Raw genomic sequence first — 20860 nt, forward strand, 5'->3', positions numbered from 1 at the left:
AGTGGTTTCTGATGCCATCATTTCTGTCCTTAAAGGCGGGACCGTAGCATCCGGGATTGGCAGCGCGGACCTCCCGGCGTCACATGCGGGCGCCACCACTCTATGGGGTTCAGACCGATGCGGGAAGTCCTAAGCCACGAGCGTGTAGTTTGCGCCAGCAAGGTGGGCACCATGCAATCTACGGCTGGCGGAGATCAGAAAACTGCACCGCGGCGGTGCGAACTTCAGCCGATGCCCAGTTTAGGCCGTCCCTGCTGTGGGCGGTGACAGCTACCTGCACTTCACGCTCGTTTGGGAAGTCTGCAGCATCGGTCGAAGTGGGCTCTTTCCCGACCTCCGATGCACCGCAGTATCTGACTCGTGGAAAGCTATCCGCACCAACAAAGGCGGCCCACAGCTGACATCTGACAGCCAGTTGAAATGCTGCGGCCGCCTCCTGCCTTGCAGACATTCGCAGCTACTACCAAATCCAGAAGGCGACGAACTGATAAATCGCGGACAAAGCCGTTATTTGGGCGCGCTGTTTATACACTTTGCACGCTATGAGTACGGGAAATGGGGATGTTGCGATACAGGCCTGACGCCGATTTGGTAACGTGTTCAAGGCGCTCACTCGAAATGCGTGGAGTTAACCTCCGTGTTCAGAAAGTACGGTTCGAAGGTAAATTGTAGAGTGCCATGTTTGGCTTGCACAGATGATCCCGGCGCAGCCTTTGAGGTTAAGTCGGTGTTGGCTTGGTTGTCTGATCGAACCTCGATAGGTACGCCCGGATTCTGGGTCCCGCAGCATTCCCTCCCAGGCAGTACCATTGAACACCAGATCCGTAAGGATCAAATCGCCTATTTTTGCGTGGGGCGTCTGCCCCTCCCACATCCAAAGCAACCGCCCGCATCTGGTTGTGCCCTCCGGCCCGCAATCCTCGAACGCGACTATAATACCAAGCCCGGGCGACGCGTAACGACCGCTGAGCTCGAAGGCATCGCCGCGGCTGGCTGCCAGACCTCCAACAATTGCCACCAACAGAATTACTGCTTTCAGGCCGACAGTCGGGATGCGTGGCGCAACACGGGCAAACTTGGCGAGGTATTCAGGATGCTCCGTCCTCATCAGCCGATCCCACCAAGAGAAATAGAGCCCGAGGTTGTAACCGGCATGGGCGTGATGCAAATCGTGATGAGTGACGCTTGTCAGCCAGCCAAAGACGGGTTGCCCTTTCTGATTGGCAGGAAAGACCTCGACCCCGCAGTGCCCCACTGCATTGCGCAACATCATATGAGTCACAAAGACGAACAGCGCCAATGGATGCGCCGGGAGAATGACCAACACCAAAGGTAGGTAGAGAGCGTTTACCACAGCCTCACCGACATCGAAGCTGTAAGAGGTGAAGGGCGTGGGTTGGTGAGATCTATGGTGCAACCGGTGGAACCGCCGAAAAAGCGGCGGATAGTGCAACGCGCGGTGTGTCCAATAGAACCACGCATCGTGAAGGACGAACAGCGCTACAATGCTGAACACGAAATAGATCCAGCCAAATGTCGCGACCTGTTGGTAAATCGTGATGACCCCGGCATTTGCACCCAGCACGATTGACGTCCCAGCGGTGGCAAAGATCAGGACGGTCCGCAAGCTTGCCAGGATCTCGCGACGGATCTGGCCATTGGGTGGATCTGAAGGGCGGATTTTTTGCGCAGCAAGCCGACGTGCCAGAAAGACATTGATCAACAGATACGTACCGCCTGAGCCTAAAACAAAGCGCATGAAGTCGCCGCCAAAGACATTTGCATAGACGGAAAGCAGTGTAATGAGATGTGTCATTGACTTCTCCAAGTGCGAAAGGACATGCACAACGACCTGACGCAGGCGGATAGCGGGTGCCCTCTGATTTCGAATAACGAAGGGCATTTTGAGTTTTCGGCGAGGATTTTTCAGTTTCGACATGGTCCAGCCATTGACCGGAAAGCCAAATGGCACTTCGCTTATGCGCGTGATGTCAGAATTAGCGCTCTTTGATACTTTCCTGCGTGGCAGCGCCGCTGGCACTCTCTATCTCTGCGCTGTAATCTTTCTGACAAACGGACCCCGGACCCGAAAAAGTCTGGCCGTCGTGCTACTGTGCCTGAGCCTTGGCCCTTATGTGATCGTATCCTCTCCGAGTATCGACCTGAGCGAGGGGCTTGTCCGGTTTGTGCTTGTGATGATCTCGGGCGTGATCCCGGTTCTGATCTATTGGGCCGCAATTGAGCTGTTTCAGGATGACGTTGTCATTCAATCTTGGCAGATCGTTGTTGCGGTGCTGATCGTTGCGACAAGCTGGTTGACCCAGCTGCAGATTCCGCTGGGTGTGGTTCGCGGCGCATGCGTGCTGATCTTGTTTTTGCACATGTTGAAAATTGTTGTGTCAGGCGAAATGGAAGATTTGATCGCCGATCGCCGCCGGTTTCGCCGTTGGTTTCTGGCTTGGTTATTGACCCTTGGCATAATCACCACGGTGATTGAAATCACCCATTTGGATCAAGTGCTTCCGTATTGGGTATTCCTGCTGCAGGCATCAGCAATTTGTCTATCCGCAGCTGCGTTCCTGGTCTGGTCGGTGCGTGTTGCGCCCGACATCTGGATCGAACACCCCTCTGCCTCGCAGCGCGACACAACCCCGAACCCCGCGCAAGCGGCATTGATCAAGCGCATTGAAGCTGCGATGGCCGCAGGTCTTTGGAGGGAGGAAGGGCTGACCGTAGCACAAATGGCGGCCAAACTGGGGACGCAAGAACATCGGCTACGGTCTGCGATCAATCAGGGAATGGGGCACCGCAATTTCACCAGCTTCGTGAACGCATTTCGCATTCATGAGGCCCAAACAATGCTAGAAAAGCCGGAAATGGTTGAGCGTACAGTGCTCAGCATTGCATTTGACGTTGGTTTCTCTTCGCTCGGGCCATTCAATCGGGCCTTTCGCTCGCAAACAGGCATGACCCCTACAGAATACCGAAATGAAGCGCTGTTTCGAGTGGAATGATCGCTGCTAACGGCCCATTCCAGACTCTCAGCGCAGCTGTCGAATTCTGCAGTCGAGCCCGCTTTACGGTTATTCGCTGCGTCTGCGTACGCCGGTGCCGGACGAGCACTCTCAACGAGCGCGGAACTGCCGTTCAACAATTCTGACCGTAAAGTTTCGGATGGCCTAATGGTTTGTCCGCCACTAACTTCACTGAAACGCGATTGCTGCTTTCTGGGGGACGTTTTGACACCTGATTTTGAGACTGCGCACAGAATGGCGAAAGCGCATTGCGACGCCTGGACCGAACGAAATCCAGAGGCCGTGGCAAACCGCTACGCAAATAACACGACCATGGGTATGAACCGCGGCGACCCGATGACAAGCCAAGCCGAAATCGCCGAAATGGCAGCGGGTTTTATGGCCGACTTTCCCGATCTCACCCTCAAGCTCGACAGTGTTTTAGTTGCCGATCACCATATGGTCTATGCGTGGACCTTTGAGGGCCACCACAAAGACACGGGCAGCCATGTGAAGTTCTCTGGTTGGGAGGAATGGGATTTGGACAACGATCTAAAGGTGATCAAGTCGTTGGGCTGGTATGACAGCGCCGACTATGAACGCCAGGTTGCTGGCGAATGATGATCACTGCCAAGGAGGCACGGCCCGTACGGGCGATCGTCTACGGTGTCGGAGAGATGGGCTCGATCTTCACCCGGTTTCTTGTGGAACGTGGCGTAGATATCGTCGGAGTGATCGGACGCAGCGAAAGCAAGATTGGCCGAGATCTGGGGGATGTTGTAAGCCTTGGAACATCACTCGGTGTCAAGGTTGAGGCAGATGCAAAAGCAGTTCTGGCCCGCGGCGCCGACATCGCCATCGTCTGCGTCGGGACTTACCTAGAGACGACTGTGTTGCATGGATCGTCTTTCCGGATTAGTTCCGGTGCTTTCCTGTCCGTGAGTTGCTGTGGATGCCCTACAAATATAATGATGCCCGTCGCGACAAGTTCCCCGAATCAAAGTACCGGGTCACGAACGGATCAGTTGCAAACATTTAGCCAATGACGCTCGTCAGGTAAGCACGTGAGCAACTGAGAGATAGTCCGGCCAAAAACCAGCTTATGATTTCCTTCAAAGGTGCAATATACTCTGCTCCGTAGCGCACTCACGATCCTGCTCGGAGAACAGCCAAACCATCTGATCCAGAAACCAGAATTTTGCCCCCATTGAGAGTATGAGACCCGCCAGCGTAAGCCCAAAATTCAGGTGCCAGAGCCCAATGTCAACGGCGGTAGGCTTTGATGCGTTCGCCACCCGATACCGTGCTTTTTCAAACATATCCCGACGGGCATCATTGAACTGGTTCGGCATCTACCATCGCTCACGTCACACAAAACGCCGGGAATTCTTTTTGCAGCCGATCCCAGATTGAGCCCGCCGCAATGGAACGGGTCACCCGCGCCGGTAACGGAGCGACCTGACCGCCCGCCGCCCGAGGGACTGCACTTCCCTTTTAAAGAAAGTGGCGCGGCCCCGGCAGAAATGTTACCGTTTCCCGGAGTAACCGGAGGACACATTTGTCAGGTAATCGTCGCTGGATCTTTATCGGCGGCCTGCTGCTTTTGGTGGGGGTCTGGCTCTTCTTACAGTTTCGGACTCCGCCGGGAACCGTGCCGATGGGCGATACCGGGGCCGAGACCGTTGCCTGGGTTGGGCTCGCAACTGCCGTCGTGGGCCTGGCAACGGGCGTAGTCAGTCTTGTGAAAGAAATCATCAGTGTCCGGTCGAAATCCAAATAGGCGGAACTGTGAGTTCGTCGTCGCTGCTTGCATCGCGGTTGCGACAGTCCTCATGGCGGCGCCCTCCTACGCGGTGGATCAGGGCTTTGCCTCGAAAGAGGCGAAGCAATACGAGGCCCGCTGGCTTGAAAACCTCCTCGGGATCGACATGAACCCGGCCAGCTATGCGCTCGTCGTTGGCATTAGCCAATATGGGCAAGAGAACCGCTTTGCACCGCTGCCGACCGAGGCCGACCCCCATGCCGTAAAGGATTTTCTGATCGACACGGCGGGCTTTGACTACGTGCATCTGCTAACCGAAGCGGATGTCACCGAATCGCGGCTCAAGACGCTGATCCTCGACGAGTTCCGCGCGCGCGTCGGGCCTCAGGACCGGTTTTTCATCTATTGGAGTGGCCACGGCGAAACCCTCCCGGTCGCGACCGGTGGAACGACCGGCTTTCTCGCTTTCGGCACATCCCGGTCCGGCGACCCCGCGACGATGATCGAGATGAACGCGCTACGGCGCTGGACCGATTTCGTGCCGGCCGAGCAGCTTCTGTTCGCCATCGACGCCTGCTTTTCCGGGTTTATCGGAGTCGAGTCGATGTCGGGCAGCGAGGTGACGGTCGACCTCGAGGAACTCCGCCGCCCAAGCCGCCAAATCCTAACTGCGGGCACAGAGGAACAAAAAGCCTATGCCACAACGCAACCCAGAGGCGGCGGTTTCACGCGCGCGCTTCTGGAAGGCCTTTCGGGCGCGGCCGATACCGAAAACGACCTTGGTCCGCGCGACGGGATCGTGACGGTTCAGGAACTGATGTTGTACCTGGAACCCCGGATCAGGCGTGAAATGCGGGACATTGGCTGGACCTCCGACCTTGATCCGCAGCTTTACAAGATCGGCTCGTCCGAAGGGACGTTCTTCTTCTTCACCCCGGCGCTCCGCAAAGAGGCGATCCGATACGGCGAACGCGTCAGCACTGCCGAGACAACTGCGATGTCACCCGGGATCGCATCTGAGGCCATCGCGGGGGCCGCGACGATCAGGCCGCAGACCGCCGAGGCGCAGACAGCGCTGCGCGCATTGGGATTCGCTGTTGGCGAACGCGGTCGACTTGACCGGCAGACCGAGGACGCCCTCATAGCGTTCCAAGCGCTCGCCGGGGTCGTGCCGACGGGCCGACCCGATGCCACCACGCTCGCCGCACTCGCGCGAATGCGGAACCAACCGCCGACCGACCTGTCCAGCCTCAGGGACAACGACCTGGAGATCATGATCGTGTACCAGATCGGCGCCGAACAGCAAGTCGACCGGCTGGCCCGGCGGCTGGACGCGGCCGGAGTGCGCTACGCCTATTCGAGTGTCTACAGCATGCCGGACAGCATCCGCGGCCGACTGTATTTCGGGTCGAACTGGACCGGCGCGGCGCTCGCCTTGCGGGTCCTGGCCGAGGGCGTGGTCAACGCGCGCCTCTCACCCTCGTCCACCTCGGGCGACTCGATGCGCCTACTGGTAGGTCTGGGCGGCGGCTCGGATACCGAGTGATCAGGGCAAGGACGCGGCCCCCGAAGGCGAGACCCATTCCCAGAATTGCAGGTATCGCACCGGGATATCGGTCCCCTGGTCCGACCGGAGGACGATGGTGCCGCATTGCCGCCCATCAGTGATGTCCCAGGCAAGAAGCAGAGGGATCGCGCGGATTCGGTCATAGACGGTCCCCGACGGCGGCAAGGGCGGCGTGAATGTCAGCACGCCCTCGATGACCCCGCCTTCGGCCGCCGAAACCGTGCCGATCCGGCCAGCATCGAACCCGGTGTTCCAAAATCCTTCCGACCGCACCTGCAGTGGGCTCTGCCGGACCCGCATGAAGGTGGATTGCAGTTCCACCTGGTCATCGCAGGTGCTGAACGTGATATCGTTCTGGCTGGCAAGCTCGGTCACCCCACTCTCGCCGCCAAGGATGGGATTGTTCGTCAACGCAGCCACCGGTTGAAGCACGACATAAAGATCGGCCCCAGCTGGCGCGGGACCATGCGCGATCCGAAACGGCAGGGTGATCGTTTCCTCCAGGTTGATCATGCCCGGCGCCGTGGCGATCGACAACTCGGGCTGTTCCCACTCCGTCGGCGCGGTGTCAGGCTCCATAGGTGGCACGAACGTCTCCGGGAACGCGGCGCGCCCGGTCTCTGGGGCCACGGCGATCGAGATGGGAGGCATCCGTTCGGTATCGGCGATGACAACAGGGAAACCCGTGCGTTTGCGCTTAAGGATGACGGGCACGAGAACGACCGCGTCATAGTCGAACGGCAATTCCGGCGGACGCAGGGTCAGGCGCGCTGTAACCGATTCGAGCGCGGGTCCCAGCGCCGTGGCCACATGCACGATATTGAAATAGACCGGTGCATCCGCCACCATATCCGCATCGTTTGCATAGGCCCCGTCCGACACAGGATCGAGCGTCATCTTCGCGATCAGGTCAAGCACCTCTTCGGCGTCCACGTGGATCACGCCGCCATCCTCTGTGTTCACACCGGCGGTGACGTTCGAACTTGGGCGCACCGGCTCCAGGCTCATGGCGCGAATTTCCTCAAGCTCAAACGCGGCCTCGCTCCCCCCGGTCTTAGCCGCCGCAGCCCTGCCCATCAGAATGACGTAATTCCGGATGCCGTCGGTCATATGGTTGATCGGCACGGCAAAATGGGCGGGAAAATGCGACGCGTCGAAGGTAATGGCCGAAAGGCTTCCCGCCCGCAGTTCGGCTTCCAACCGAATCCGAGTCGTGCGCGACGCGTAGCGGCCATATTCGGGACCGATCGCACCGTCTGGCATCGTAGTCAGATGCGTGCCGTCCAGCCGGGCGTCTGAGGCCGTGATTGTGATCCCGGAAAACGCCGGGACGTCCTCGTTAAGGATGCGCGGCACCTTTTCCAGAAGGAGCCCGCCACGCACCCCTGAGAAGACGGCAACGTGGATTTCCTCCCCGACCGCCAACCCCTCAAAATCCAGCGACAGGGGGATCGTGGACATTTGCCCCGGTCGCAGTTCCGGGCCCGGCCCGCCGCTGTCCACCGACAGTCGGGCCCCGGCGGTCAGCGCCGCAAGATCCGCTGCCGCCGCGGCTTCGCCCTGCAACACGATGTCATCCGGCGTACCGGGGGGGACGAGGTGCATGTCTAGCTCGGCACCGAACGATTCGATGTTGGGCGGCGCCATGCGGACTGTCCAATCAATGATCCGGCGGATCGAGCCAACGGTCATCATGTCGGCTGACGTAAAGTCGTCGGGCACCTGTGCCAGGGCGGCATCGAATAGGGCCAGCGCCGCCAGCACCGGTAGGCACTGTCCCGCGCGCCTCATCGTCCGAGCAGGGGAATGTATTCCCTCGCGTCCGATCCGAATTCCAGATGTGCGCATTGCTGCCCCTCCTCCAAATTCCAGTCGACTACAAGGGGCACTGCGAGGACCGCGTCGTACCAAGCGGCAAGGGGTGGCGCGACGAAATCTATCCGGCCCGCGACGGTCCCTCCTGAGAGCGAAGTCACAGCACCCAACCGCCCGGCCTCGAAACCCGGTGCAATCGGAAATGGAGATGCAACCACGATCGGGCTTTGGCGAATCTGCATCATGCCGGCGGCCGGATCGCCACGGCAAGCCTGCATCGAATAGGCCAAGTCGTCGATCTCACCGCGAAGAGTTTCACGGCCGCCCAGACCGAAAACAACGCCATCCTCGGCGTTAACGGGTAGAAGCGCGACATAGATATCTGCGCCTTCTTGAAGGGGCCCATGACGCACCTCGAAAGCACGGCGAACCGGGCGCCCGGCCGCCACCGGAGTGCGGTCAGCCGCGATCGTCAAATTGTGAGAAACGGCGGGCAGGTCGCCGCGTTCCTCCTGACGTTTTTTGGCCAGCATCTCGCCAAGCACATCGGGACGTTCTTGACCGACCACCGGGATAACAAGGGGCGGCGATGCCGCCGTATCGATCCCGATCCTCCTATCCGATCCAAATTGTGTGATCTCGGCAGGCAGGATCAAGATGCCGGAATAGTGGACCGGAAGGTTAGGCGCGCGCAGCCCTATCTTACGCCGCACCACCCCGTCCGTGTCTGGGCCGGGACCGCTCAACCGGACGAGCGTGAAATATGCTACCTGAGGCGAGAGGCTGACCGCTTCGGATGCTTGCCCTGCCACTCGGTCATCCCGTCCCTTTACAAATGTCTTGAAAGACCTGCGCAAACCCTGGAGCGACAGGATGACCGGCGAAACATGCGATGTATCGCTCATTCGAACGCCCACCAGCGGTGCAAGACCTTCGTCTGCGGCCTCGATGATTGCAGCGCGAAGGACCTTTGTCGCAACGCGGAAAAGTGTGAGAACAAGCTTGCCGGTATCAGCGTTTGTCAGGACCACCGGCCCGACGACATCAATCTCCTCGGTGTGGACACTCGCCGCCGGGAATTTGTCCTGCGAGTCTTTGGGTTCCTCTTCGATCTCCCGGATTTCGATCAGCGGTGCGCCCTGGTGCGCGGCAAAGATAAGGACATAAAGGTCCGTCCCGGTCTGTGGGCCACTGAAACGCGCCTCAAGCAACAGCTCGGTTGGGACGCCAGGCCGAAGGACCCGGGGAGACGCCCGAGACAGCGAAAGCGAAACGCTCCAGTCATGGTCGAACCAGGCATCGACCGCCGCCATCGTTTCTGTAGCCGGATCGGGCTCGGCCTGAGCTGCGCCCGGAACGCCGATTGCAGAAAGCATAGCAAGCAGGAAGTAACCCAGTCTGGGGTGACATTTCATGGGACCGGAATCAGGCATTGGTTCCGGAAAGCTTACCACGCAACCTCCCGCGCCTCCAAACAAACCGGTTTTTTGATGGAATGGACGTCCCTTGATCCCTCATCTGGTAGGGCTTGGAGATGGAAGCCATCAGGAGGTTAGAAAATCCTCGGCCACGGATCCAGAGTGGGGCAAACTACCTTCCTCGTCTCGGGGATTTCGGCACTCCTCCAATGCCCCTGCCCCTCTACCGATCAGAATTCTGACATTATGTCCGCCACCCAAATCTTTCGCGGAGCTCCCAATTATGCTTGATAAGTACCCCTTATCATGTTTGTTTGATTTCCCCACGAAACTTGCGCAAAATGCCACCCATGAAGCCTCCTGCGCCCTATCTCCCACCCGTCTCCCCTGCCCTGTCCGACGCGGACCAGGACGCGCTCACCGATCTCTATGTCCGCGGCACGCCCGCCAACACGCTGCGTGCCTATGAGCGCGACCTGCTCTATATCACCGCCTGGAAGTCCGCGCGGTTTGGAACGCCGCTGGACTGGCCGGAATCCGAGGCAACCGCCCTGGCGTTCCTTCTCGATCACGCCCGGGACCTGAGTGACGCGTCAGACACCGACGTAGCCCGAGAGGCTGCCGAGGCCCTGATCGCACAAGGGCTGCGCAAGTCATTGACCTGCCCTGCCCCGTCGACGCTGGATCGACGTGTCGCGTCCTGGCTGGCCTTTCACCGGATGAAGAACCTGACAGGCCCCTTTGGCGCGCCACAGGTGAAGCAGGCCCGCGCCAAGGCACGTCGCGCCGCCGCCCGGCCTCCTGCCCCGAAATCCGCTCACCCCATCACCCGAGATATCCTCGAACAGCTGCTCGCCACCTGCCGGGGATCCCGCCGCGACTGTCGCGACCGGGCGCTGCTGATGTTGGGCTGGGCAAGTGGAGGGCGCCGCCGGTCGGAACTGACCGGCCTGATGCGGGAAGATGTGTCCTTGAAGGAGTTCAAGGAGAAAGGTTTGGCCTGGCTGATGCTGCTGGAAACCAAGACCACAGCCAAGGGAGAAACCCCGCGTCTGGTGCTCAAGGGCCGCGCGGCACAGGCGCTGGTCCATTGGATCGAGGTGGGTCAGATCAAGGATGGAGCTTTGTTTCGCCCGGTGTCCAAATCCGATCGCGTTCTCAAGCGCCGCCTCAGCCCGGATGCCATCTACCAGATCGTCAAACACCGTTTGAAACTGGCAGGGTTGCCAGAGGATTTTGCCTCGCCGCACGGGCTGCGCTCGGGATTTCTAACCCAGGCCGCCCTTGACGGGGCCCCCATTCAGGCTGCCATGCGCCTTTCCCTGCATCGCTCCGTCGCCCAGGCACAGAAGTATTACGATGATGTCGAGATCACCGAAAACCCAGCGACCGATCTGTTAGGGTAGCAAAAGAGATGGCGCCAAATAGCATTTGGCGCCATCACGTCATAGAAGTTTGCAAAACATGGATCTTACCCGCGGGTAAGATCGTCTTCTTCCTGAAGATCTTCGACGAGTGTTGCGATCGCCTGCTCCAAACGCGCCCGGTCAACCCGTGTGAAGTCCAGGTTATATCGCACCTCTATCCGCCCGCTCGAGGCAGAGCACTTGGCGACCCCTGCCCGTCCCGGAACCTGAAATGTTGTTTTCGCCCGACGAGTTTTAGTGCCGCCCTCAGATTTCGGTTTTGAGGGAGCGACGGCCTCCTGCGACGCGAAACTCCTGAGAATTGCTATTTCACGAGCGCTGTCTCGGTTGGGCTCGCTCATCAATGCGGACCCAACCCGCCGGATCAGCCCGGGATCAGTGTCGAGCTTGCGTTTGAGTTCCACACCAACATTGCGCGGAATGTCATTTGGATGCATCAAGAGCTTTTCCATCTTCATCAGCAGGCTGGCAAATGCCCGGATATAGCTGCGCTTGGTGTAGCTCGCCGACTTGAACAAGGTCGACACCGCTTTGTCCACATCCGCGCAATCATTCGCCGGATCCTCGGCATAGGCGCGGGCTAGGGCGCCCATCTCTGCAAACGAGATACCTTTGCGGATCAGGTTCTCATCCACCATGCGTCGGTAACTGTCATCGAGCTTCGCCGCATCAGCGATCCCGGCCGGAATCGCCGCATAGGCCGCGTCACCCGTTTCTTCGCGCAACGCCCGATAAGCTGACAAACGGCGCATGCCCTGAATCAAATCGTACCGCCCATCGGTGCGGCGTTCGACACGGATGGGGTTGGACAGTCCGATCTCTTTGATCGATGCCTTCAGTTCTTCCAGTTCCGGGTCCGGGCCTGACTTGCGATCCCGGGTCAGTTTTTCGGAAACGACATCCTCCAGTGCGATATGCTCGGTGACCAGGCCTTCGGCCCGCAGACGGACCAGTTCATGCGCCAATCGATCATTTTCGGCACGGATGACATCTTCGGTTGATTGTTTGTCCCGCAAGGCATCAGCGTTCTCAGAGATTGCTGCGGCCATCGGGCCACGCCGTTTTCCAAGAACCTCATCCGGCACTTTGCCTGTCTGGATATCCGCCATGGCTGGCATATCGATATCAAATACTCTGCGTTTGCGGGTCATGCGTCATCCTCCAGCTTGTCCCAGGCCGAAATCATGACGTCCCGGAATTCCTCATAGACATTGTCAAAAGTCGAACGCGCCCGGCGCCAGGTTTCGCGCGTCATCTCGCGGTAGTCCATTTCGTAGACCGAGCTCAGGAACCGACCGGATTGTTCAACGGCGCGCGTCATCTCAACCGGATGCTGCGCGACATGTTCGCCAAAAACCTTGCGGAATGCGTCGAACATGGCCAGATGCAGGGCATTGCCGGGCTCATAACGCGTTAGCAGGAAACGCAGTTCGCAAAAGGTCTTGGGAAGGCTGATCTTACCCGTGGGTAAAGTCTTATCGAACCCATAGGCCAGATCCTCCAGCGCCTCGGCCAACTGACCGATGAAGGACGTGGTCGAGTCGTATTCCCAATACCCAGGCCCTGATGGAACGTAGAGCATGTCGGCCGCAAACACCGCGTTCATCGACTGGTAACCTATCGCCGGCGGGCAATCGAACAGGATCAGGTCATAGGCGTCGTCGGGGATCTGATCCAGATAGCGCGACACTGCCGCAAAGAACGACCATTCGGGATTCAAGTGTCTGTATTGGGCTGAGGCAAACTCAACAAAGGCGGCGTTGGCGCAGGATGGGATCGCATCGATCGTCGACCAGGATGTCTTCTTGATGAAGTCTGATATCCGCAGATCTCCCAGGCCCATATCCGTGATGGACGGAGGCAGTTCGCGCCGGGGCAAGGCGGTACCGGACTCGGCGGCGGCAGGCCGGTTGTTCATCCGCTCGGTCTCACGAATGAGGTCCCTGGCCATGATGCCCCAGACCGTGAAATCTTCGGCCACATCGGTCAGACCCATGGAATGGCTCAGCGTCGCCTGCGGGTCGAAATCGACCACCAGCACTCGATAACCATCCAAAGCAGAGGCGTGGGCCAGATGCAGAGCAACGGTGGATTTGCCCGCGCCACCTTTGAAATTTGCAACTGCCGCCCGGATCGCCCGCTTGCCGGTTGGGCGCGGCGGCATCAGGGATTTGCGATTGACCTTGAGCCGCCTGCGCAGTTCATTGACCTCTTCCAGGCTGAACCAGCGTTGTCGCCCGTCCGGCTCCACCTCGCCGCTTGGCAGGGTCGGGTCCGCCGCCAGCTTGCCACGAAATGTCGACTGATTGACCCTGAAGATCAACTCGGACACTTCCCAGCTCGAGAAGCGGCGCAAGGTCTTCTCCATCTCAGGGCTAAAGGTTTGCTGTCGTATCCATCCCTGCAGCTTCAGGGACTGGTTGCGCAAGGCGCTCAGGTCTTCGTGCGTGTACATGCCTCGGGTCTCTGCTCTTTCGGACGCTAATTGTTATGTAGTTTTTATTTACGCCCTGTTTGCGTTTTTGGCAAAAGAAATTATCATACCAATGCGAACTTACCCGTGGGTAAGAAAACAAGGGGTCCTAGCCGCAGACCTGATTCGGGAGCGTCCTGCGGTCATACGAAGGGTCGAGCTTGGCGAGCGGGTCAGATATAGGGGGACACCTTAAAACATTCCACCTCATATAGGGGGACAAGTTGCTCAATTAGGGGGGCGGACAGCATGTCCCCCATCACCATTACTTCACCAATTTTTATATTTTCTTGAGCTCAAAGGGACGGATTTTCGACCTGTTTTCAGACTCCTCTTGACAGAATCGAAGCTTTGGACGCTAATTATGCCAAGATCAGGAATAGCGTTGGGAAGCGGCGGCAAGACTGCAGATAAAACGCATGAGGCATATAAGGCGGCGAGCAAAAAATGCAGGTTGCACAACCGGTCGGGCGAAATGCGGCGGCCCTCAAATATGACATACTCTCGGCTTTGGCTGTCCATGCTCTTGCGGCCGATAAGCACCGGCAACGCAGTATTCTTCGTATTCTGACGCTAATCACGACACGGTACAATTGGCGATCCAACGAATTGTCGATCGGACGGGAAGAGATCGCGCGGCTCTGGTCCGTGAACGAAAGAACCGTAAAGCGGGAGATGGCCAAATTTCGCGGCCAGGGATGGATCGCCGTGAAACGCCCGGCAGCACGGGGCCGGGTTGCCGTTTACGAGTTGGACCTGAAACAGATGATGCTGGACACCGCCGAGATATGGCCTGTCATCGGCTCGGACTTTCAGGAGCGAATGGGCAGCACCAAGGAGCCCGCAACCAACATTGTTCCGTTCAAGGTGAAGCAAGGGTTACCTGCGCCCGATGGCGAAGACGTCTGGGGGCAGGTGCAGACCATGTTGCACCGGCGCGATCCCGAACTCTGGTCCAGCTGGTTCCAGCATCTGGCCGAGGCGGAGAGGGCAGGGGGGGTGGTGACCCTGATTGCGCCCTCGCGTTTCATGGCGGACTACATTGCGCAGAAATGGACCGGGCGGGTTCTGTCGGCTTATGCGCGCGTCGACCCGTCGATCCGGTCCGTCCGGATCGAAGCGACGGAATAGGGGGCAGGGTTACTCGGCGCTCGCAGATTTCGGCGGCATCGACGCCGCGAACCGATCCAGGGGCGTGACGTGGCGCAGGCATGAGGAGATGTGGATCAGATCGGACAAATGGGATGAGCCGGGCCTTGGTGCGGTTGGCCGGTCAATCAGGCTTCCAGGCGTCGTTGTGGTAGCCTGCAGTGCCTGTTCCAGGGCGATGCCCACATCGTTGACCAACACCCGGATTGCGGTGGTCAAATCCAGATCGGCCCCGGCAAGTGTTCCGTCTTCAAGAGTAAGCCGCCCGTCTTGGCGGGAAATTCGCCGGCCCTCCAGGAAGAACTCAGTCTGGTTGGTCCCCGCCACCGCCATTGCATCACTGACGAGAAAGATCCGACCGGGCCCTGTTTTGCTTTCCCAGGCAGCGCGCATGGCGGCAGAGTGGACGTGGATGCCATCCGCGATCAATCCCGCCGAAAGTGCACCAGTGGCCAGCGTAGCGCCCACAAGGCCGGGTTCGCGATTGCCAAGCTGGCTCATCGCGTTGAACAGGTGGGTGACACAGCGAGCCCCGGCCCCGGCATAGGACCTGCAGGTCTCGAAACCCGCATCCGTATGCCCAAGCGACACCAGAATGCCGGCCGCGGCCAGAGTGGCAACCTGACCGGGCGTGGTGCTCTCGGGTGCGACGGTGACTTTCAGGGCCGGGATGTCCGCCTTTGTCGCAAGCAGGAGTTGGAGATCAGAGTCCTCCATCGGGCGGATCAGGGCCGCATCATGCGCGCCCTTGCGGGCAACGCTGAGATGTGGGCCCTCCAGATGCAGGCCCGCAATGCCCGGAACCTTGCCACGAATGGCGGATCGGGCCGCGTCAATCGCGGCGTTGGTCTTCTCTGGGGTGTCCGTTATCAGCGTCGGAAGGATCGCCGTTACCCCAAGGCTCCGATGAGCGCTTGCGATGCGTGTCAGGGTGGCAACCGACGGATCATCGTTGAACATCACCCCGTCGCCGCCATTGACTTGCAGATCGACATATCCAGGTGACAGGATGCCACCACCCAGATCGACGATCTCGCAATCGCGGGTGATTTCAGCCTCCGGAACCAGCGCGGCGAATATTCCGCCCCTGAAACAAGCGGCCTTGCCGTCGTAAAGGCGGCTTCCGTCAAAAAAACGCCCGCCCATGAATGTCACGGTTTCGCGTGTCATACGGTTTCCGTCACTTTTTTCAGGTGTCTTGGCGTGTCCGGATCGATTCCGCGATTGCGCGCGACCTGTTCGACCATGCCGTAGAATGACACGATTGCGGTAATCGGATCGGTCAACCAGTGATCGGTTCGTATGTGCGGCAGCGTGATCGCCTTATCGAGCTTGGGGGTTGTCGCAAAAACAGTTGCGCCCTTGTCGGACAGCGCGTCGGCCACCTCGGCTAGACTGCTTTCGGCCGCATCACCGGCCACGAAGCCGATTACCGGGAAGCCCTGATCGACGATCGAAACCGGCCCGTGCAGCACTTCTGCCGAGGAATAGCTTTCTGCATGGATAAGGCAGGTTTCCTTGAATTTCAGCGCGGCTTCGTTGGCGATGGCCCAGGAAGGCCCCCGACCAAGCGTGAACAGCGAGCGACCGTCCAGCGCTGCGGCGGCGTCTGACCAATCGCAGGCCGTGGCGGCAGCCAGATGGGCGGGCAGGGCCTGAATGGCGCTTATCAGGTCGGCGTCCTGTTTGATTTCAGCGATTAGCCATAGGCCGACTACCAGCGATGTGACGAAGGTTTTCGTGGCCGCGACGCTCAGCTCGGGACCGGCATGGATCGGCAATGTGGCGGAAGAGACCTTGGCGAGATCGGAGTCGGGGTTGTTGGTGATCGCGACGGACAGACCCTTCGATGCGGTGACGGCTTTGGTCATCCGCACGATGTCGGGGCTCATGCCCGATTGCGATACTGAAAGGCAAAGCGCACCTTCCGCGATGAGGTCAACATCATAGATCGACTTCACGGATGGCCCGACAGAGGCCATAGGTCGGCGCAAGACCAATTCACTGGCATATTTCAGGTAGGTGCAGGCGTGATCCGATGAGCCGCGTGCGACCGACAACAGGAATTTCGGGTCCATTTGCCGGGCGGCTTCGGCGGCGTTTCTAATGTCGTCCCCGCCTTGTGACAGAAGACGCTCAACGGCATCGGGGATCTCGTCGATTTCGCGACGCATGAGTGTGGTGTCAGGGGTCATTTGCAGTGCCTTTTCAATGAGTGAGGCGCAGCTCCGCCACAAAATCATAGGCGTCGCCGCGATAGATCGATCGGGTGAGTTCCGCGACACGACCGCTTTGCAGATAGGATGTCCGCTGAATGCGCAATCCGGCGGTGCCTTCGGCGACGCCCAACAGGTCGGCTTCTTCCGCTTCGAGGTTGATCGCAGAGATTTTCTGAACCGCGCGGATCGGACGGGTGCCGGACTGTTCCAGCAATTCATAGAGAGAGGCCGTCACCGCTGTCGGATTCGGCAGGATGTCGAGCGGGAGTGCCGCGCGTTCCAGGGCCATGGGACGCCCGCCTGCCTCGCGCAGGCGATAAATGCGGGCGACCTGATCTCCGGCGGCAAGGCCGAGGCCAAGCACTTCTTCGGGGGAGGGCATGAAGATGCCGCGCTCCAGCCATTTCGACGTGGTTTCAAGCCCGCGACGTTGCATGTCCTCGGTGAAAGAGGTCAGGTGCGAAAGCGATTGTTCCACGCGGGTCACCGGTTCACGCACGAAAGAGCCCGAGCCCTGCCGCTGTTCAACCGTGCCTTCCCGCACGAGCTCCTGAATGGCCTTGCGGACTGTCACGCGCGACAGGTCAGTGATCTCTGCGATCTCGCGTTCAGGCGGCAAAGAGGAGTTCGGGGCCAGGATACCGCCCTCGATCCCGGCCTCGAGCCGTCTGCGCAATTGCACATAGCGCGGCCCGGCGGTCCTGCTGAGCCAGCTTTCGGGACGCAGAAATTCAGCAATATCCATGTGCGATCTCCTTGTCTCGTTCCTGCGCAAGCGCAATCGCGCCGTCCAAAGGCTCGCCCTGCGGCTCGGCCAGATCGGGTTCGATCGCGTCAGGGAAATAAGCGGCGTAGTGCGGTCCTATCCCGCCGGTCAGGCAAATAGGCATACCCGGTCTCCAGCCCATCTGTTCCAGGTTGAAGGTGATGTGATCGGTGGCGGTCTGCATGATCTTGAGGGCGACGGGGTCGCCATCTGTCGCATGTGCCGTCACCTGTGGCGCCAGTGCCCCGAAAGCCGCCGGGTCGGCGTCGCGGGCAAATTCCACGATTTCAGTGGCCGTGCTGAACCGGGTCCTTAAATCTTCGATCATCGGCGTCATTGGAATGAACCCATCGACCTGATGCAAAAGGTGCGACAGGGCCGTACGACCGACCCACTGGGCCGAGGCCTCATCACCCAGAACAGAGCCCCAGCCACCGGCTAGCCGGTGTGTCCCGGCGATCTGGGCGGCAAAGAAGGAGCCGGTGCCGCAATGGGCGACCAGCCCGTCACCGCACCCCAGCGCGCCGCGCAGTGCGGCGAGGCGATCATCGGCATAGCGCGCGTTTTGCAATGGCAGCGCCGCGCTTAGCCGGTTGATAAGTGCCTGACCCGTGACTCCGGCCAATCCGACAAAGGCGGGCAGGGCGTGCAGCGTTTCTGCGTCGGTAACGCTGCGCTGCGCGAGGGTTTGGATGCCGTCGAGCAGGCAGCGCACTGCGCTGTCGAAATCGGTCGATACATTGGCCGACCCCGTCTCGATGATATGGCGATCATGGCCGCGAACAAACGCAATGCGGCAACGCGTGCCACCGCCATCGATGGCCAGAACCGGGGTATCGGGCGAATCCGTCATATAGAAACCTTTATAATACCTTTGGCGGATTTCAAAGGCCTAAAAAGTACCAAAACTGACTGATTAGCCCACATTCATTCCAAAACACGGCGAAACAGCAGCAAATAATATAATGGTAGACAAATGGTATCTAATAGGTATTTTTGTAGAAACCGAGGGAGATTCGCGTGATCGCAAGAACCACTGAACATCTGCATGAGGGGGCCGTCGGGCTGGATCAACGCCCTTCCGCCCAGATTGCCTCGATGCTTGGTGATGGGCAAATCGCGGCGGCAGCCTCGGTTCAGGGGGCGGTTCCCGCTATCTGTGCGGGCGCCGACGCGATGGCGCGTACGATAGATTGTGGCGGTTGTCTTCACTATGTCGGGGCCGGGTCCTCGGGCTTGATGGCCGCCGCGGATGCGCAAGAGCTTGGTGGAACTTTTTCGATCACGTTGGATCAGATTCGCATCCATATGGCGGGTGGACTGCCAACGGGCGTCGAGATGCCGGGTGGGACCGAGGATAACACCGAGGGCTTGGAGGCGGCACTCGCGGAACTGACAGCCAAGGACACGATCATCGCGGTTTCGGCCAGCGGGTCAACGCCTTACACCGTCGCGGCGGGGCGTATCGCCACAGCGCACGGAGCTGCCGTGATCGGTATCGCCAACAATCGCGGCGCGGAGCTGTTGGACCTGGCGACCCACGCGGTCCTGCTGGAAACTCCGCCCGAGGTTCTGTCCGGGTCAACCCGGATGGGGGCGGCGACGGCGCAGAAGATCGCGCTAAACATGCTGTCCACACTGATGGCGGTGCATCTGGGCCATGTGCATGACGGCATGATGGTCAATGTGCACGCTGACAATATCAAGCTGCGCGCCCGCGCCTGCGGGATCGTCGCAAAAGTCGCGGTCGTTTCGGAAGAGGCGGCACGGGCCGCGCTCGACAGCGCCGATGGTGACGTGAAAGTCGCCATTCTTATGGCCGCGCGGGGAGTGAGCCGCGACGTGGCCAGCACATTGCTGAAAGACACACACGGACATCTGCGCCCTGCGTTGGGGCGCTCGGACTAAAACAAGAACCACTGTTGCAACTGGGAGGATCCATCAATGAAACGCAACTATTTGAAGCTGGCTTTGCTGAGCACCACGCTCACCGCCACAAGCGCCATGGCACAAGACGTGACGCTGAATATCGAAAGCTGGCGGAACGACGATCTGGTGCTTTGGCAGGAACAGATCATTCCCGCCTTCGAGGCCAAACACCCCGGCATCAAGTTAAATTTCACGCCCTCCGCCCCTGCGGAATACAATGCGGTTTTGAATTCGAAACTGGACGCGGGCTCTGCCGGTGACCTGATCACCTGCCGCCCGTTCGATGCCTCTCTGGCGCTGTATGAGGCGGGGCATCTGGCCGGTCTCGACGACATGGAATCGATGAGCAACTTCTCGGACGTTGCGAAATCCGCGTGGCAAACCGATGACGGCGCGGTGAGTTTCTGTGTGCCAATGGCGTCGGTGATCCATGGCTTCATCTACAACAAGGACGCCTTTGCCGAGGTTGGTGTCGAAGTTCCCACGACAGAGGCGGAGTTCTTCGCAGCCCTCGACAAGTTCAAGGAAGATGGCAATTACATCCCGATGGCCATGGGCACCAATGACCAGTGGGAAGCGGCCACGATGGGCTACAACAATATCGGTCCGAACTACTGGAAAGGCGAAGAAGGCCGCCTTGCCCTGATTGCCGGTGAGCAGAAGCTGACCGACGAGCAGTGGGTGGCGCCTTATGCGACGCTTGCGAAATGGGGGGCCTATTTGGGCGACGGGTATGAGGCGCAGACTTATCCCGACAGCCAGAACCTGTTCACACTGGGCCGGGCCGCGATCTATCCGGCTGGCTCTTGGGAAATTTCGGGTTTCAATACACAGGCCGATTTTGAGATGGGTGCGTTCAAGCCGCCGGTGCAGAATGCAGGCGATACCTGCTACATCTCTGATCACACCGATATCGGCATCGGCATGAATGCCGCTACCGAAAACGCCGAGGCCGCGAAAACCTTCCTGGCGTGGGTCGGCAGCCCCGAATTTGCCTCGATCTTTGGCAATGCGCTGCCGGGGTTCTTCCCGCTGTCCAACGAACCGGTAGATCTGGCCGACCCACTGGCCAAGGAAATCGTCGGCTGGCGCGGTGAATGCGAAAGCACGATCCGCTCAACCTACCAGATCCTGTCGCGCGGCACGCCGAACCTCGAGAACGAGACCTGGGGTGCGTCCGTTGCGGCCATCAAAGGTGCCTCGGCACCAGAGGAGCTGGGTGCCGAACTCCAGGAAGGCCTCGCAAGCTGGTACGAACCGCAGCAGTAAACCCTCCCCTTACTGCCCTGTCCGGGCGGCGTTGACCGCCCGGACCTTTCAG

18 protein-coding genes are annotated in these 20860 nt (G+C 59.5%); 9 read left to right on the plus strand and 9 right to left on the minus strand.

The genetic code is table 11. The annotated features are described in order from the left end of the window. Positions 1 to 628: 628 nt before the first annotated feature. The gene (locus tag AB1E33_RS03980; RefSeq protein ID WP_372575969.1) at positions 629 to 1816 is read right to left on the minus strand and encodes a sterol desaturase family protein; all 1188 of its coding nucleotides are present in this window, start codon (positions 1814 to 1816) and stop codon (positions 629 to 631) included. A 391-nt stretch (positions 1817 to 2207) separates the two neighbouring features. On the opposite strand from AB1E33_RS03980, the gene AB1E33_RS03985 reads away from it, so the two are divergent. From AB1E33_RS03985 to AB1E33_RS04005, 5 genes are all read left to right on the plus strand, one after another. After that, complete coding sequence (locus AB1E33_RS03985) at positions 2208 to 3014, plus strand: helix-turn-helix domain-containing protein (RefSeq protein ID WP_372575970.1); 807 nt, start codon at positions 2208 to 2210, stop codon at positions 3012 to 3014. 225 nt (positions 3015 to 3239) lie between these two features. After that, a complete protein-coding gene (locus AB1E33_RS03990) occupies positions 3240 to 3635 on the plus strand; it encodes a DUF1348 family protein (protein ID WP_372575971.1) in 396 nt (131 codons plus the stop codon). Continuing rightward, positions 3632 to 4060: a hypothetical protein gene (locus AB1E33_RS03995; protein WP_372575972.1), complete on the plus strand. Its 429-nt coding sequence runs from the start codon at positions 3632 to 3634 to the stop codon at positions 4058 to 4060. Before AB1E33_RS03990 ends, AB1E33_RS03995 begins: the two co-directional genes overlap by 4 nt. A 512-nt stretch (positions 4061 to 4572) precedes the next feature. Continuing rightward, positions 4573 to 4794 carry a hypothetical protein gene (locus AB1E33_RS04000; protein WP_372575973.1) on the plus strand — a complete coding sequence of 74 codons (222 nt, stop codon included), beginning with the start codon at positions 4573 to 4575 and terminating at the stop codon, positions 4792 to 4794. Between the two features lie 52 nt (positions 4795 to 4846). After that, complete coding sequence (locus AB1E33_RS04005; protein ID WP_372575974.1) at positions 4847 to 6322, plus strand: peptidoglycan-binding protein; 1476 nt, start codon at positions 4847 to 4849, stop codon at positions 6320 to 6322. Here the strand turns inward: AB1E33_RS04005 and AB1E33_RS04010 are convergent, their stop codons facing one another. Further along, positions 6323 to 8191 carry a hypothetical protein gene (locus tag AB1E33_RS04010; RefSeq protein ID WP_372575975.1) on the minus strand — a complete coding sequence of 623 codons (1869 nt, stop codon included), beginning with the start codon at positions 8189 to 8191 and terminating at the stop codon, positions 6323 to 6325. Then, positions 8131 to 9573: a hypothetical protein gene (locus tag AB1E33_RS04015; RefSeq protein ID WP_372575976.1), complete on the minus strand. Its 1443-nt coding sequence runs from the start codon at positions 9571 to 9573 to the stop codon at positions 8131 to 8133. The genes AB1E33_RS04010 and AB1E33_RS04015 overlap by 61 nt, the downstream gene beginning before the upstream one ends. A 353-nt stretch (positions 9574 to 9926) precedes the next feature. Here AB1E33_RS04015 and AB1E33_RS04020 point away from each other — a divergent pair, with 353 nt between their 5' ends. Further along, complete coding sequence (locus AB1E33_RS04020; RefSeq protein WP_372575977.1) at positions 9927 to 10982, plus strand: tyrosine-type recombinase/integrase; 1056 nt, start codon at positions 9927 to 9929, stop codon at positions 10980 to 10982. A gap of 65 nt (positions 10983 to 11047) precedes the next feature. On the opposite strand, the gene AB1E33_RS04025 is transcribed toward AB1E33_RS04020, so the two are convergent. Beyond that, complete coding sequence (locus AB1E33_RS04025; RefSeq protein ID WP_372575978.1) at positions 11048 to 12154, minus strand: ParB/RepB/Spo0J family partition protein; 1107 nt, start codon at positions 12152 to 12154, stop codon at positions 11048 to 11050. Next, the gene (locus AB1E33_RS04030; RefSeq protein ID WP_372575979.1) at positions 12151 to 13458 is read right to left on the minus strand and encodes an AAA family ATPase; all 1308 of its coding nucleotides are present in this window, start codon (positions 13456 to 13458) and stop codon (positions 12151 to 12153) included. The genes AB1E33_RS04025 and AB1E33_RS04030 overlap by 4 nt, the downstream gene beginning before the upstream one ends. Before the next feature lie 465 nt (positions 13459 to 13923). Between AB1E33_RS04030 and AB1E33_RS04035 the strand changes: the two genes are divergently transcribed. Then, a complete protein-coding gene (locus AB1E33_RS04035; protein ID WP_372575980.1) occupies positions 13924 to 14607 on the plus strand; it encodes a DnaA N-terminal domain-containing protein in 684 nt (227 codons plus the stop codon). Between the two features lie 9 nt (positions 14608 to 14616). On the opposite strand, the gene nagA is transcribed toward AB1E33_RS04035, so the two are convergent. From nagA to AB1E33_RS04055, 4 genes are read right to left on the minus strand one after another with little or no spacing between them, the layout of a single operon-like run. After that, the gene (gene nagA, locus AB1E33_RS04040) at positions 14617 to 15795 is read right to left on the minus strand and encodes an N-acetylglucosamine-6-phosphate deacetylase (protein WP_372575981.1); all 1179 of its coding nucleotides are present in this window, start codon (positions 15793 to 15795) and stop codon (positions 14617 to 14619) included. Next, on the minus strand, positions 15792 to 16820 hold the full coding sequence (locus tag AB1E33_RS04045) for an SIS domain-containing protein (RefSeq protein ID WP_372575982.1): 1029 nt from the start codon (positions 16818 to 16820) through the stop codon (positions 15792 to 15794). The genes nagA and AB1E33_RS04045 overlap by 4 nt, the downstream gene beginning before the upstream one ends. A gap of 13 nt (positions 16821 to 16833) precedes the next feature. Then, a complete protein-coding gene (locus AB1E33_RS04050; RefSeq protein WP_372575983.1) occupies positions 16834 to 17589 on the minus strand; it encodes a GntR family transcriptional regulator in 756 nt (251 codons plus the stop codon). Then, positions 17576 to 18463: a glucosamine kinase nucleotide-binding domain-containing protein gene (locus AB1E33_RS04055; RefSeq protein ID WP_372575984.1), complete on the minus strand. Its 888-nt coding sequence runs from the start codon at positions 18461 to 18463 to the stop codon at positions 17576 to 17578. The genes AB1E33_RS04050 and AB1E33_RS04055 overlap by 14 nt, the downstream gene beginning before the upstream one ends. Positions 18464 to 18630: 167 nt before the next feature. Between AB1E33_RS04055 and AB1E33_RS04060 the strand changes: the two genes are divergently transcribed. Further along, the gene (locus AB1E33_RS04060; protein ID WP_372575985.1) at positions 18631 to 19518 is read left to right on the plus strand and encodes an N-acetylmuramic acid 6-phosphate etherase; all 888 of its coding nucleotides are present in this window, start codon (positions 18631 to 18633) and stop codon (positions 19516 to 19518) included. Positions 19519 to 19554: 36 nt separating this feature from the next. Then, positions 19555 to 20808, plus strand: coding sequence for an ABC transporter substrate-binding protein (locus AB1E33_RS04065; RefSeq protein ID WP_372575986.1), 1254 nt, complete (start codon positions 19555 to 19557; stop codon positions 20806 to 20808). Positions 20809 to 20860: the final 52 nt, after the last annotated feature.

The sequence above is a fragment of the Ruegeria hyattellae genome, from assembly GCF_041537925.1.
In the GTDB taxonomy this organism is placed as follows: Bacteria; Pseudomonadota; Alphaproteobacteria; order Rhodobacterales; family Rhodobacteraceae; genus Ruegeria_C.

What these genes read in the sequence shown, in the direction of transcription:
- AB1E33_RS04030 (WP_372575979.1), bottom strand. Translation starts at nt 13,458, where the DNA reads ATGTACACGCACGAAGACCTGAGCGCCTTGCGCAACCAGTCCCTGAAG.
- AB1E33_RS03980 (WP_372575969.1), bottom strand. Translation starts at nt 1,816, where the DNA reads ATGACACATCTCATTACACTGCTTTCCGTCTATGCAAATGTCTTTGGC.
- AB1E33_RS04035 (WP_372575980.1), top strand. Translation starts at nt 13,924, where the DNA reads ATGCAGGTTGCACAACCGGTCGGGCGAAATGCGGCGGCCCTCAAATAT.
- nagA (WP_372575981.1), bottom strand. Translation starts at nt 15,795, where the DNA reads ATGACACGCGAAACCGTGACATTCATGGGCGGGCGTTTTTTTGACGGA.
- AB1E33_RS04015 (WP_372575976.1), bottom strand. Translation starts at nt 9,573, where the DNA reads ATGAAATGTCACCCCAGACTGGGTTACTTCCTGCTTGCTATGCTTTCT.
- AB1E33_RS04005 (WP_372575974.1), top strand. Translation starts at nt 4,847, where the DNA reads ATGGCGGCGCCCTCCTACGCGGTGGATCAGGGCTTTGCCTCGAAAGAG.
- AB1E33_RS04050 (WP_372575983.1), bottom strand. Translation starts at nt 17,589, where the DNA reads ATGGATATTGCTGAATTTCTGCGTCCCGAAAGCTGGCTCAGCAGGACC.
- AB1E33_RS04055 (WP_372575984.1), bottom strand. Translation starts at nt 18,463, where the DNA reads ATGACGGATTCGCCCGATACCCCGGTTCTGGCCATCGATGGCGGTGGC.
- AB1E33_RS04020 (WP_372575977.1), top strand. Translation starts at nt 9,927, where the DNA reads ATGAAGCCTCCTGCGCCCTATCTCCCACCCGTCTCCCCTGCCCTGTCC.
- AB1E33_RS04025 (WP_372575978.1), bottom strand. Translation starts at nt 12,154, where the DNA reads ATGACCCGCAAACGCAGAGTATTTGATATCGATATGCCAGCCATGGCG.
- AB1E33_RS04045 (WP_372575982.1), bottom strand. Translation starts at nt 16,820, where the DNA reads ATGACCCCTGACACCACACTCATGCGTCGCGAAATCGACGAGATCCCC.
- AB1E33_RS03995 (WP_372575972.1), top strand. Translation starts at nt 3,632, where the DNA reads ATGATGATCACTGCCAAGGAGGCACGGCCCGTACGGGCGATCGTCTAC.
- AB1E33_RS04010 (WP_372575975.1), bottom strand. Translation starts at nt 8,191, where the DNA reads ATGCGCACATCTGGAATTCGGATCGGACGCGAGGGAATACATTCCCCT.
- AB1E33_RS04065 (WP_372575986.1), top strand. Translation starts at nt 19,555, where the DNA reads ATGAAACGCAACTATTTGAAGCTGGCTTTGCTGAGCACCACGCTCACC.